Genomic DNA, 13,185 nt, shown 5'->3' with positions numbered 1-13,185 from the left:
TCATCAAATAAACAAACGTCGATCGTTATGTGGATTCATTCGCGCCAAATCACTAACAAATTCATTAAATTCAAGACCATACTCAGCTTCGAGTTTTTTGGCTTTATCAGCTAATCGCTCCCATTGCGGATTGTTTTGTCCGCGCATAAAAGCAAAAGCGATGACGTTGCCTTTTTGTCTTGCTGGCAAGCAAATCAAACGGCCATCAAATACACCCGCCAATTGCTCACAATACTGCTCGAATCGGCGATCAATACTCCATAAATTCACCGCCAAAACGCCATCATCGGTCAGCTTATTTTTGCACGCGGTAAAAAAATCAGTACTCGCCAATGGCGCAGCAATGCCGGTCGCTGAATACGCATCCATCATAATCATATCAACCGATTCGTCCGCCATATTGTAAACATGCGCAGCGCCATCGCCGGTAATCACCTCCAAGCGCTCATCATCTGGCGGCAAAAAAAACATCGAGCGCGCCACATTCACGACTTGCTGAAATAACTCAACGCACGTCAAATGTGTCGTCGGCAAATACTCATGCACCCATTTCGCAATCGAGCCGCCGCCCAAGCCAATCAACAGCATTTTTTTCGGGGGATCTAAAAACAATAAGCTAGCAAACACACAGCGTGAATACGCCAGTAGCAACTCATTGGGCGCATTGATCTTCATCGCGCTCTGCGTGTCATCGCTACCAAAATGCAGTTTGCGAACGCCGCCCTCCTCAGAGACATCAATCATCAGCTCATCGTCAAAATTTCTTGGGCGACGCCGAGTGCGCGATAACATCATGACTCATCTCCACACGCGCTCGCTGCAGGTTTACTCGACAAAATCGAAATCCGGCTCGGATCGCTAAATGTTTCCCGATCAAACGCCTTATCGCCATCGGCGCGTGGCGTGCCATCGGCCTTGGCATTTACAAAATCGTAACGCTTAGGATCGGCTAAATGCGAGGGCACCACATTACACATCGCGGTAAACATCGTTTCCAAACGTCCCGGGAAACGTTTATCCCAATCACGCAACATATCGCCAATCACTTGCCGCTGTAAATTAGGCTGCGAGCCGCATAAATTACACGGAATAATCGGAAATTCACGCGCTGCGCTGTATTTTTCAATGTCTTTTTCACGGCAATACGCCAATGGGCGAATCACCATATGTTTGCCATCATCCGACACCAATTTTGGCGGCATACCTTTGAGCTTGCCGCCGTAAAACATATTCAAAAACAGCGTTTCTAAAATGTCATCCCGATGATGACCTAGCGCAATCTTGGTCGCCCCCAATTCATCGGCCACGCGGTACAAAATGCCACGGCGCAAACGGCTACACAAACCACAGGTGGTTTTTCCCTCTTCGATCACTCGCGTCACAATCGAATAGGTATCTTCTTCGATAATTCGGTGCTCAACGCCAATTTCGGCCAGATACGTCGGCAAAATATGCTCTGGGAAACCCGGTTGTTTTTGGTCCAAATTCACCGCAACAATCGAAAAATTAATCGGCGCTGATTTTTGCAAACTCAGCAAAATATCCAGCATGGTGTAGCTGTCTTTCCCTCCCGACAAACACACCATCACCCGATCACCATCTTCGATCATATTAAAATCGTTAATCGCGTCGCCCACGTTATGGCGCAAGCGTTTCACCAATTTATTGAAATTATATTTCTGCTTTTGTTCCGCCTCTGTCAGTTGCGGCTTCTCTTGCGCTGGTTCGGTCATTGCGTTCATAGAATAAATACGGGACGCCCAAAGGACGCCCCGCTATAGGTAATTGAATTGGCAGTGATTTTACCTGAAAAACCCCTACTCGTACGCACAAAGCCATTCGCTCACAGCAACACGCTGCTGAGTGTTTGATTTTTCACCGCAATCTCATACCGCAATAGGCCGCCAAACCCGCATGACAAATAGGTGTCACTTTTAGAAAAAGTAAGCGAAAAGCAACATTCAAACAGCATAACTTGCTTAAAATACATAAAATAAAAAATCAGCAGAAAGAAAATACTGGTTTGTTTGTAAATATATCGTAAAAGGCAAGACAAAATGCACTCAACCCCTCGCAAAGCCCTTATTCATCTTGCCATTGTCGGCGCAATCGCCAGCACACTCACCGCCTGCGGCGGCGGCGGCCCCGGCGGTGCCGATCTGATTTCGGGAGGCAGTAATGGCGGAGGGGGTGGTGGCGCAACGCCGACGCCCATTCCTGCGGTTGCTAAGATCGTCCTGACGCCAACACAAGCTACCCTTGCCCTTGGCGAAACCATTCAAGTGACGGCACTGGTCGTCGACGCCAAGAACAGTCCGATTGCTGGCGCGGTAGTGAATTTCACAACCGATACGACATTAGGTTTGCTAAGCCCGAACGCAGGTTTAACCAACTCTGCCGGTCAAATGACGACCACACTCAGTGTGGCCAATATCAGCGCCAGTGGCAAAGTAGGCGAATTGATTGCTAGCGCCAAATACAAAGACGCTAGTGGTACCGATCAAACCATCACCAATTCGATGGCCTATCAAATTGGCTCTTCCACATTAAAAATTGATAGCATGCAAGCTGGCTTAGCCAGTATCAGCGCCAATGCCAATACCAGCTTAGAAGTGCAGGTCAGCGCCAATGGCAAGCCAATTTCCGGACAAACCGTTAATTTCTCTTCGCAATGCGCGCAAGCAGGCAAAGCAACAATCGACGCAACAGCCCTCACCAATACCAGCGGTAAAGCGATTGCTTCATTTACTGACAAAGGCTGCGCCAACACCGATACGATTACTGCAACACTATCTAACGGACAAAGCCAAAACGTAAAAGTCGCCATTGCGCCGCCGACCGCAGCATCACTCTCATTTAATGCGATTACCCCTGCCGATGGCGTAATCACCCTCAAGGGTTATGCCAGCGCAACGCGCCCTGATACTGCCCAAGTGCAATTCAAAGTGATTGATGCCACTGGTGCTCCGATTCCTGGTCAAGCGGTCACTTTTGCCTTGGACACATCGGCTGGCGGCGTTACTTTACTCAATGCCGTATCAGGTAAGGTCACCGTAACCACCGATAGCAACGGCGTTGCAAATGCAACAGTGATTTCTGGCAATCAACCGACTTCAATCCGCGTGACAGCCACAGCTGGCGCTTTAAGTAGTACGTCTGGAAAATTAGCGATCAGTTCAGGCTTCCCTGATCAAGACTCAATTTCATTATCCGCTGATAAATACAATATCAATGGCTGGAATTATGATGGTACTGAAGCCAAAATCACTATGCGCCTTGCCGACCACTTTAATAACCCAGTACCCGATGGCACCGCGATTAACTTTATTACCGATGGCGGGCGTATTGGCACGAACACCCAAGGTAGTTGCACTACGGTGGATAGTAGCTGCCAAATCACCTTAACCTCCCAGAGCCCACGCCCAAACAATGGCCGAGTTCACGTTCTGGCTTATGCAACTGGTGAAGAAAGTTTTGTCGATCGCAATAACAATTTAATTGCCGATCAAGACAGTGAGCTAATCGATGACAATAGCAAAACGACGGATATTGGCGAGGCTTTCTTAGATAAAAACGAAAATGGTAATTTCGATTTAGGCGTAGATCAATTAGTCGACTTCAACGGCAACAATGCATACGATGCGGCGGATGGACTACTCAATGCGAGTTTATGTGCACCAAGTTATGTGAAATGTTCAAGCAAAAAAACACTGCATATTTTCCAACAATCTACATTTATTTTCTCCAGTGACAATCCAAAAACACCTGTGCTCAGTCCTGCGGCGCCAGTTACTGGCACCTGTGGAACGAACAAAGATTACACAATCTATATCCCTGATGAAAAAGGCAATATCTTGCCAGCAGGTACGACGATCGCGATTGCAAGTACCAATGGGCAAGGTTCTGTGCTTTCTGGTAATAGCCATACCATTGGCTCATCTGCAATTGCGACTAATGCCGTCGTTTTAGGTCAAACCAATTTTGGATTTAAGCTTCAATTTGCTACAACTTGTCCTGCCACGCAAAATAGCGGTATTTTAACTGTCACTGTCACCACACCTGCAGGCGGCGGGCAGGCAGCAAAAATCACCACCTTCCCGTATAACTACACCATAACGCCATAACTAATCGCAGTCACCCACCACTAAAGCCGCTGTTTTTCAGCGGCTTTTTATTCGCAGCAAACCATTCGCGACTGGTATTTTCCAATACTACTTAACTTCGACCAACGCCATGCAAATCATCCACCTCCACCCACTCGCCCCCGCCAAACCCGCTATAGGTGCGGCGTGTAATGGTTGCGGGGTGTGTTGCGCGGCGGAGCCTTGTCCGGTGGGGATGTTAATCAGCCGAAAACGGCGCGGGCGGTGCGCCGCTTTGGTTTGGGATGAAGTGCAACATCGCTATTGGTGCGGTATGTTGCTCGAACCCGCGGGCTATTTGCCGGTCAATTGGCCTTGGCTCAATCGGCGCATCAGCCACTGGGCGCAGCGCTCAATTGCTGCTGGGATAGGCTGCGACTCGGACAGTGTTGTTGCCACTGAGCTGGATGCGTGAACTCTGCTGGCAAAGCTGGTATTGTCTTTGCCAGCAAACACCATCTGGCACGCTTTAACCAAGGGCCAATCAAAAAATACAGTTCACTTAACGACAAACCCTGAAAACCTGACGCAGAGGCGCGGAGGAAAATCAGGGTTTTTCGATTGATTTTCTCTGTACCTTTGCGTCAAAAGCGACCACTGCAATGAAATCGAGGAAAAAAATGCCGCTCACTTGGCTTCAGTGAACGGCACTAGGGTATATACATAGCAATTCAGCTTTAAAAATCAAAAATTAACACAGAGATACCAAGAAAAAACGAATCAACTCTAGGGATTTTTAAACCGGGGTAGTCTGAAATAACCGTTTTTGCTTTTCTCTGCGTCTCTGCGTCTCTGCGTCTCTGCGTCTCTGCGTCAAAAATTTTTACGTCAATTCAACTGGGTATATTCATGTAGGCTTTATGATTCAGACTCTACATAAATATACCCACTAATAAACAACTCAAGACCACTCGCCAAGCGCTAAATCAGTGCAGTGTCTAGTGCGCATTCCGTCGCCCGACAGCACGTGATCGATTTGCTTGGCCACCACCGCCGCTTGCCCTTGGGTGAGTAAAATATTGGGATAAGCTGGCCCAGTCATGTCGCCCAGAATAAACACATCGCGGCTGATTTGCTGATCTAGCCCATACAATACCGGAAAGTCCGTGATCGCCTTCGATGGCTGATAGCCATAATATACTGCGGCATAATCGTAAAACTCGCCGAATAACTCAATCCCGCTCACACTGACATTCAAAGGCAGTTCATCGCCATGCACCCGAAAATCAATCTGCGCGGCTTGTAATTGCTGCGCCAACACCGCCGATGCACGTAATTGACTGCGTACCAACATCACCACCGAGCAGCCCATCTCTTGCAAAATCAGCGCGTGTTCAGCGGCATTATCGCCACCACCCAAAACCAACACCCGATCTCCGGTTTGTAGATGGGCAATTTTTTGCAATCCCGGCCCAACAATCACCCGCTCAGCCGCAGCAAACGGCGAGACCGGTGCTGCGCCACAGGCAAACACCAGTTTTTTGGCCAGCATCGTGCGCCCATTACTGAGCTGACAGCGCCAAGCTTGCTCAATGCCATCGATCTCAATCTGCGTTAATTCGCAACTGAGCTCACAGTGCGTCGTATCAATGCCCGCCAAAATGGCGGCCATATAATCGCGCCCCGACACCGCAGGCCAGCCCGGAATCCACTTCAAAACATATTGGCTGTGCGCCAAAGGGCCGCCCAAATACGCTTCGCGCTCAACAATGCGCCAGCTACGCCCAAGCCCTGTGAGCCATTGCGCTAGCGTTAGCCCGCCAACGCCGCCGCCAATAATCAATACATCTACGCAGTGATCAGTCATCACGGTTTAAATTCTTCCCCATGTGCTTATGCCGTTATTTGATGGCCATTCATGCCAAAACTGCCGCTATTTAGCGCCAACGATTGCCTCGGTACGCCATGCAGCAACAATGCTAAAATCGGCGACACCTTTCTATTTGATCGACTTCGCCATGAATCAATTGCAATTACCCTTGCCATCGAGCGATGCGCTCGAAGCCAGCCAAGCCTTGTGTCAGCATATTGCCGAATCGATTAACGCCCACGGCGGCTGGATTTCTTTTGCCGACTTTATGCGCTTGGCGATGTACACCCCAGCGCTAGGTTATTACAGCGGCGGCGCAACCAAATTTGGCGGCGCTGGCGACTTTGTCACCGCGCCAGAAATATCGCCTTTTTTTGGTGCGACGGTGGCTGCCACGTTGGCGCATGTTCTCGATGAAATCGGTCAAGAGTCCGCCAGTGTTTTGGAAGTCGGCGCTGGCACCGGCCAACTGGCGGCGCAAATTTTGCAAGAACTCGAGCGCCGCAACGCCTTACCCGTACACTATGCCATCTTGGAGCTTTCTGGCCAATTACGCGAGCGTCAGCGTCAAACTTTGCTTACTTTAGTACCACATTTAATCGATCGCGTGCAGTGGCTCGATGCGCTGCCCGATCATTTTGTCGGCGTGATGCTCGGTAATGAAGTGCTCGACGCCATGCCATGCGAGCTGGTGCAACTGGCCGATGGGCAATGGCAACAACGCGGCGTTATCCTCAGCGAGCAAGGTTTTGCCATGCAAAATCGGCCGATTCAATCTGCGCAATTGGCCGCAGCTTGCGAGCCTTTGCCAACGATTCCGAACTACACCAGCGAAATTCACCTTGAAGCGCAAGGCTTTATCACCGCACTCGGGCAAAGCTTGCAGCGCGGTATGATCTTACTGATTGATTATGGGTTCCCGCAGCGCGAGTATTACCACCCTGAACGCAGCATGGGTACGCTGATTGGCCATTATCGCCACCACACCGTTCACGATCCATTCTTTTATCCTGGACTCACTGACATTACCTGCCACGTTGATTTTACTGCAATGTATACCGCTGCAGAAGCTAGTGGACTTAGCTTAGAGGGGTATACCACTCAAGCCAGCTATTTGCTCGACGCAGGCATTCTCGACTTTGCCCAGCAACTACCCACCACCAGCATCGACTATATGAAAAGCGTCGCAGCGATTCAAAAACTCACTACACACGCCGAAATGGGCGAGATTTTTAAAGTCATCGCTTTTTCTAAAGGCCTTACTGGCGATACCGCCCCCGGTTTACGCGGTCGAGATCGCTCTGGCGAGCTGTAAATCCATCCCGCCCCACCGCCGCGTGGGGCGCAGCTTGCGGCGCTTGCTAGCCATAAACCGCAGCTAAAATCACACACAAAAACAGATAAATCCGCTTTAAATCTAGCCACGATGCGCAATGCCACGCAGTTGGTGTATTTTGATGCCCGCGTAAGTAATAATCGCAAGGGGTCACGCCAATTGAACAAGGGTAAGTCGGGATGAAAACATGGTTGAGAATCCATCGATTGCAGCAATTTGTGCGGCATGTGATTTACGGCATGTTGCTGGTGCGCTTTCAGTTTCCTCGGCTCAATCACGCAGCGCGACTGAATACAACTCAAGTTTGGTCGCAACAATTGGCGCAAAAACTGGGCTTCACCATCAAAGTCTTTGGCCAAGCCACTCCGCTACACCCTGCCAATCATCTACTGCTCGCCAATCACATTTCATGGTTTGATATTTTTGCCATCAATAGCGTCACCGTCGCCCGCTTTGTCGCCCGCGCCGACGTGCAAACTTGGCCGGTCATCGGCATGCTATGCCAAGGCGCTGGTACGGTGTTTATTGATCGTAGCAAAACGCGCGATACCCAACGCGTTAACGCCAGCATCAGCTGCGCACTCAATAATCAAGAATGCATCGCTTTTTTCCCCGAAGGCACCACCAGCGACGGCCAAGCAATTCGCCCCTTTAAAGCCTCGCTCATCCAAAGTGCTTTTGAAACCAACGCCACCATCCAACCGATTTACCTGCGCTACACCAATGCCGCCGGTCAATACGTCAGCGACGCGGCGTATATCGACGACATGAGCATCGCCGACTCGCTGTGGCAAATCACCGGCGCGCAGCAACTGTGTATCGAAATCCATTTTCTAGCGCCACTCACCCCCGAAGGACGAGATAGACGCAGCCTCAACAAAGAAGTCGAAGCCATGATCCGCGCCAAACATGAAAGCTTGCAAGAGATGAGCACCTAACCGCAGCAAGCCTGTGCGCAGGGTGTGGATGAGGTGGTAGCTTGACGATGTGAGGGGTAGTTGTTGGGTATCGCTAGCAAAAACTTTTAGATCAAAAGCTGTAATCAAATACGGCCAATTGGAAGGAATAAGTAGTGGACAATATTGAGTTATCGATCAATGCAAAATTAGGCGCTTTGAAATATTTGCTGATTGGCATTATTTCAAGACTTGACTCGGAACATAAAGGATTTTTAACCGAAATATTAACCGCAATTGCCGCCGATGAAGCCGCGATCAAACAAATAGGCAAGATGCCGGACAATGTCAGTGCCATTTTTCAGGAAGTTAAAGAAATTCTCAAACATATCCCACCCAGCTAATGAATGAACCACACCTCAATTCGTAGATACTGTCTTGCCGGTCAAGCATTTTGGTACTCAGCTTGATACTTTTTCTGGGTTTTCAGTACGCCGAAGCACAGGTGAACTAATTTGCGCATGCAAGCACCGAGCGCCGACATTTTGCTCTTGCCTCGGGCAAGCAAACGCTCAAATAAGGCTTTGACGTGGGGGTTGTATTTGGTGGCGACGATGGCAGCCATGTAGAGCACGGCACGAACCTTTGCAGGACCAGCTTTAGACAGTTTGGCGCGCCCAAGAATCGATGACCCCGATTGCCGCTCGACGGGCACCAAGCCCAAATAGGCCGACAATTGTTCGGCCGTATTGAATTGATGCGTATGCATCACCGCCAATAATTGCGTGCCACTTTGTGGGCCGATTGCTGGGATGGTTTGCAGTAAATTGAGGTCGTTTTTCAGGCCAGGATGACGGTCGATATGGTCGTCGATTTGGCTTTGTAGCTTTTTGAGCTGAGCATTTAGAAAGACAATACTGTCGTTAATCGATTGATGAATCAGCTCGGTCGTCACCGTAGATTCGGCTTTTTCTTGCCGATTTTTTTCGCGGAGTAAGTCTTGCAAAATCGCTTCGCGGCGAGCCAGAAGTCCTTTTAGAATGCGGGCTTCAGGCGGAGGTGGCAGCCACGCAGCAGGCTTAATCATTGCGCAATAACGCGCCAGAACTTGGCTATCAACGCCATCGGTTTTGGTACGCACCGCGAGGCCTTGGCCGAAATGCTTCACTTGTGCGGGATTGGCAATCGAGACGCAAACGCCTGCATCATGCAGTAGTGTGGCGGCCAGTTCGTGATACACGCCAGTGGCCTCCATTGAGACGTGCAGCTGGTCATGCGGAATGTGATTTTTAGTCAGCCAAGCCAGCAAATCAGCAAGGCCTTTGGCGGTATTGGGTACGACCTTGGCCTTGCCTTTGAGTGGGTCAAGTTGAGTTAACAAGTAACAATCGAGTTTAGCTTTAGCAACATCAATACCGAGATAAAACATGAAGATTCTTCCTGTAAAAATGCCTAATTCGCCCACTTGCCTTGTGCATACAGGGTCAAAGCCCTTGGCTACCGTTCAGTGTCTGATTTGGCGAAAGAAGTGAGGCGAAGGGTTTAATCTACAAAACAAGGTCAATGCCTTAAGGGTGGAACCAAACTCACTTCGCCTCGTGTGGTAGTAGCTAACCACCACGGAGAGAAAGATACAAGGGTGGAATAAACGAAGTGCATTCCACCTAGTCCACAACGATCCGGTGGAATGCGCGGAGCTTATTCCACCCTAGCAAAGCAATGTATTTGATTGCAGGTCATTATCTACAAGCTATAGCAGGCAATACCCATATAATTCATATATTGCACTTTGATTTTTTCGACAAAAAATAGCCCCGACGCTGCGGGGCTATTTTTGCATTTGCTGGCGAGATTAATCGCGCTGGCTGTCTAAATCCATTTTTTCGTACGTGATAAATTTGGTTTTGTTTTTGTAGCGATAGCTAAACCAAATCAACAAAAACAACGGAATCCCGATATAAGTGGCAACCACGCTACCCCAATCAATGGTACCGGCCATAAAGGCTTGGTAGTTTTGGCCGAGCATAATCACCATACACAAGGCAAAGGCAAACATCGGTCCAAAGGGATAAAACTTCGAACGATACGGCAAATCATTAATGTCGCGGCCTTGCAAGATATACGCTTTACGGAAGCGATAATGGCAAATCGCAATCCCAAGCCAAGCAATAAAACCGGTCATCCCTGAGGTGCTCAAGAGCCATAAATACACGGTTTTTTCACCAAAAATCGAGGCAAAAAAGCACAACATTGCCACCAAACAAGTGGCGTACAAAGCATTGCGTGGCACGCCGTTGCTTGACAATTTAGCGAACATTTTTGGCGCTTTGCCTTCCGAAGCCAATGAATACAGCATCCGGCTTGAGGCATACATGCCTGAGTTACCGGCCGATAAAATCGCCGTTAAAATCACAGCGTTCATCACGCTCGCAGCAAAGGCAATGCCGGCGTTTTGAAACACCAAGGTAAACGGACTAACACCGACATTGGCTAAATCGCTTTTAAGCAAATTCGGGTCAGTATAGGGAATCAACATACCGATAACGAAAATCGCCAATACATAAAACAGCAAGATACGCCAAAACACTTGCTTGATCGCACGCGGGATGTTTTTTTGCGGGTTTTCTGATTCGCCTGCGGCAATACCGACTAATTCAGTGCCTTGGAATGAGAACCCGGCAATCATCGCCACCCCGAGCATCGCGGGGAAACCACCAACAAAAGGACCGTCGCCCATGGTGAAGTTTTCAAAACCAACGCTGTGCGTGCCATTTAAGATGCCAAAAATCATCAATACACCGGTGACAATAAAAATCACCACGGTTACGACTTTAATCAGCGAGAACCAAAATTCCGCTTCGCCAAAGCCTTTCACCGAGAGGTAGTTGAGCGAAAACATCATCGCGAGGAACAAGGCGCTCCACATCAGGCCTGAGCTGTCTGGAAACCAGAACTTCATCACCATGCTGGCCGCAGCCAATTCAACGGCAATGGTCACCGCCCAGTTGTACCAGTAGTTCCACCCGAGGGCAAAGCCAAAACCAGGCTCAACAAATTTAGCCCCATAAGTCGAGAATGAGCCTGAAACCGGCATATAAGCGGCCATTTCGGCCAAGCTGGTCATTAAGAAATACACCATCAAACCGATTACGGCATAAGCAGCCAAAGCGCCACCAGCGCCCGCTTGGGCCACCGTCGCGCCCGAAGCCACAAATAAACCGGTCCCAATCGAGCCACCAATGGCAATCATGGAAAGATGACGAACACGCAAATTGCGTTTGAGGTGGGGTGCCGTCTGGACTTCCTCTGCGATCATGCTAAATCCTTTGAACATAAAACGGGGAGCAAAACCAATCTTCACCCCCAAGGGGACAAGATGGTATCAGCTCAGATCGATTCCTAATACCCATAAAATCCCATATACGCAATCAAGCGAAACATCAATTAATGATTTTTCTCTAAACAACTCCCCCCTACTACAGGTAAAGTGGCATCTTTTTGACCAAGCTTTTTACTTATGAATGCCGTTTTAATTGCAGTAACACTGATGCTCGCGCTCTCATTGAGCCGCATTCATGTGGTGGTCAGTATCCTCATTAGTGCCGTGGTGGGTGGATTGGTCGGGGGATTAGAATTAAGTAAAACCATCGCCGCATTCAATGGCGGCCTCGGTGGTGGCGCAGGGATTGCGCTGTCTTACGCGCTGCTCGGTGCTTTTGCCTTGGCGCTGGCCGAATCCGGTTTACCGCACGCGATGGCCGATGGCTTGGCCAAATTAAGTGCCAAAAGCAGCAATACCCAGCGAGTTAAATGGGGCATTGTGTTGGCCGTTTTGGCGCTGGCGATTTCATCGCAAAATATTTTACCGATTCATATCGCGTTTATTCCTTTGGTGATTCCGCCGCTACTATTTACGCTGGCGACATTTAAAGTCGACCGCCGTTTATTGGCGTGCGTGATGACTTTTGGTTTGATTACGCCGTATATGTTGTTCCCTGTTGGTTTTGGCGAGATTTTCTTAACCCAAATTTTATTGGGCAGCATTACCAAATCAGGCTTAGATGTCACCCACGTGAATGTGATGCACGCGATGGCGCTGCCCGCACTGGGGATGCTGTTTGGTTTACTCACCGCGGTATTTGTCACTTACCGTAAACCGCGCCAGTACGATATGAACGTGCTCAAAGCGGTTGAGCGCGAAGACAGTCGCTACACGCCTCGCTCATTGGGCGTGGCGGTGCTGGCGATGGTAACGACCTTTATCGTGCAGCTGTGCGTTGACTCGATGTTGCTCGGCGCGCTAGCGGGCTTTACCGTTTGTGTGCTCGGTGGCGCAGTGCCTTGGCGACAAGCTGATAGTGTCTTTAGCGAAGGCATGAAAATGATGGCCGGCATTGGCCTGATTATGATTGCTGCTTCTGGCATGGCCGAAGTACTCAAAGCCACCGGCGATGTGGCCAGTTTGGTCACGCAATCGGCCGATCTAATCGGCAATAGCAAAGCACTGGCAGCGTTTTTGATGTTGCTGGTCGGATTGGTGGTGACATTGGGCATCGGTTCTTCATTTTCAACAGTACCTATCTTAGCCACCATCTATGTGCCGCTGGCGATGCAACTCGGGTTTAGCCCAGCAGCGATTGTTTGCTTGGTGGGCACAGCGGGTGCATTGGGAGATGCTGGCTCGCCAGCGTCTGATTCAACACTGGGCCCAACTGCTGGTTTGAATGTCGATGGTCAGCACAACCATATTTGGGATACTTCGGTACCGACTTTCTTGCATTTCAACCTGCCATTGATGGCGTTTGGTTGGGTTGCGGTGATGGTTTTATAAATATTTTGCGTTTTATCTGATTATTTTTAAAAAAGGGCTTGCCAAGACTAAATTCATCGGTGATAATAGCGCCCTCTCTTGGCTATGTAGCTCAGTTGGTTAGAGCACAGCACTCATAATGCTGGGGTCGCAGGTTCGAGTCCCGCCATAGCCACCAGTTACCATTCTCT

At 49.4% G+C, this 13,185-nt stretch carries 11 protein-coding genes and 1 tRNA gene; 7 read left to right on the top strand and 5 right to left on the bottom strand.

The window, feature by feature from the left end; genetic code table 11:
• Window positions 1–3: 3 nt before the first annotated feature.
• Window positions 4–795 carry a fused MFS/spermidine synthase gene (locus K4H25_RS03535; RefSeq protein ID WP_221022040.1) on the bottom strand — a complete coding sequence of 264 codons (792 nt, stop codon included), beginning with the start codon at window positions 793–795 and terminating at the stop codon, window positions 4–6.
• The gene (gene ttcA / locus K4H25_RS03530; protein ID WP_221022039.1) at window positions 792–1,733 is read right to left on the bottom strand and encodes a tRNA 2-thiocytidine(32) synthetase TtcA; all 942 of its coding nucleotides are present in this window, start codon (window positions 1,731–1,733) and stop codon (window positions 792–794) included. Before ttcA ends, K4H25_RS03535 begins: the two co-directional genes overlap by 4 nt.
• Window positions 1,734–2,057: 324 nt before the next feature.
• Between ttcA and K4H25_RS03525 the strand changes: the two genes are divergently transcribed.
• Window positions 2,058–4,124 carry an Ig-like domain-containing protein gene (locus tag K4H25_RS03525; protein WP_221022038.1) on the top strand — a complete coding sequence of 689 codons (2,067 nt, stop codon included), beginning with the start codon at window positions 2,058–2,060 and terminating at the stop codon, window positions 4,122–4,124.
• Window positions 4,125–4,233: 109 nt separating this feature from the next.
• Window positions 4,234–4,557: a hypothetical protein gene (locus K4H25_RS03520; protein WP_221022037.1), complete on the top strand. Its 324-nt coding sequence runs from the start codon at window positions 4,234–4,236 to the stop codon at window positions 4,555–4,557.
• Window positions 4,558–5,043: 486 nt separating this feature from the next.
• On the opposite strand, the gene K4H25_RS03515 is transcribed toward K4H25_RS03520, so the two are convergent.
• Window positions 5,044–5,949, bottom strand: a complete 906-nt coding sequence (locus K4H25_RS03515; RefSeq protein ID WP_221022036.1) for an FAD-dependent oxidoreductase — start codon at window positions 5,947–5,949, stop codon at window positions 5,044–5,046.
• 28 nt (window positions 5,950–5,977) lie between these two features.
• On the opposite strand from K4H25_RS03515, the gene K4H25_RS03510 reads away from it, so the two are divergent.
• The 3 genes from K4H25_RS03510 to K4H25_RS03500 all read left to right on the top strand — a co-directional run bounded on the left by K4H25_RS03510 (window position 5,978) and on the right by K4H25_RS03500 (window position 8,588).
• Window positions 5,978–7,267, top strand: coding sequence for a class I SAM-dependent methyltransferase (locus K4H25_RS03510; RefSeq protein ID WP_255587980.1), 1,290 nt, complete (start codon window positions 5,978–5,980; stop codon window positions 7,265–7,267).
• 200 nt (window positions 7,268–7,467) lie between these two features.
• Window positions 7,468–8,226: a lysophospholipid acyltransferase family protein gene (locus tag K4H25_RS03505; protein ID WP_221022035.1), complete on the top strand. Its 759-nt coding sequence runs from the start codon at window positions 7,468–7,470 to the stop codon at window positions 8,224–8,226.
• A 134-nt stretch (window positions 8,227–8,360) separates the two neighbouring features.
• Window positions 8,361–8,588, top strand: coding sequence for a hypothetical protein (locus K4H25_RS03500; RefSeq protein WP_221022034.1), 228 nt, complete (start codon window positions 8,361–8,363; stop codon window positions 8,586–8,588).
• Between the two features lie 41 nt (window positions 8,589–8,629).
• Here the strand turns inward: K4H25_RS03500 and K4H25_RS03495 are convergent, their stop codons facing one another.
• Both K4H25_RS03495 and K4H25_RS03490 read right to left on the bottom strand, forming a co-directional pair.
• Window positions 8,630–9,613 carry an IS110 family RNA-guided transposase gene (locus K4H25_RS03495; RefSeq protein WP_221021794.1) on the bottom strand — a complete coding sequence of 328 codons (984 nt, stop codon included), beginning with the start codon at window positions 9,611–9,613 and terminating at the stop codon, window positions 8,630–8,632.
• A 423-nt stretch (window positions 9,614–10,036) separates the two neighbouring features.
• Window positions 10,037–11,500 carry an amino acid permease gene (locus K4H25_RS03490; protein WP_221022033.1) on the bottom strand — a complete coding sequence of 488 codons (1,464 nt, stop codon included), beginning with the start codon at window positions 11,498–11,500 and terminating at the stop codon, window positions 10,037–10,039.
• A gap of 201 nt (window positions 11,501–11,701) precedes the next feature.
• On the opposite strand from K4H25_RS03490, the gene K4H25_RS03485 reads away from it, so the two are divergent.
• Both K4H25_RS03485 and K4H25_RS03480 read left to right on the top strand, forming a co-directional pair.
• The gene (locus tag K4H25_RS03485) at window positions 11,702–13,015 is read left to right on the top strand and encodes a Na+/H+ antiporter family protein (protein ID WP_221022032.1); all 1,314 of its coding nucleotides are present in this window, start codon (window positions 11,702–11,704) and stop codon (window positions 13,013–13,015) included.
• An 80-nt stretch (window positions 13,016–13,095) separates the two neighbouring features.
• A tRNA-Met gene (locus tag K4H25_RS03480) sits at window positions 13,096–13,172 on the top strand.
• The last annotated feature ends 13 nt before the right edge of the window (window positions 13,173–13,185 follow it).

The organism is Deefgea piscis (assembly GCF_019665785.1).
Classification (GTDB): Bacteria; Pseudomonadota; Gammaproteobacteria; order Burkholderiales; family Chitinibacteraceae; genus Deefgea.
This window is presented reverse-complemented; position numbering and strand designations above follow the sequence as displayed.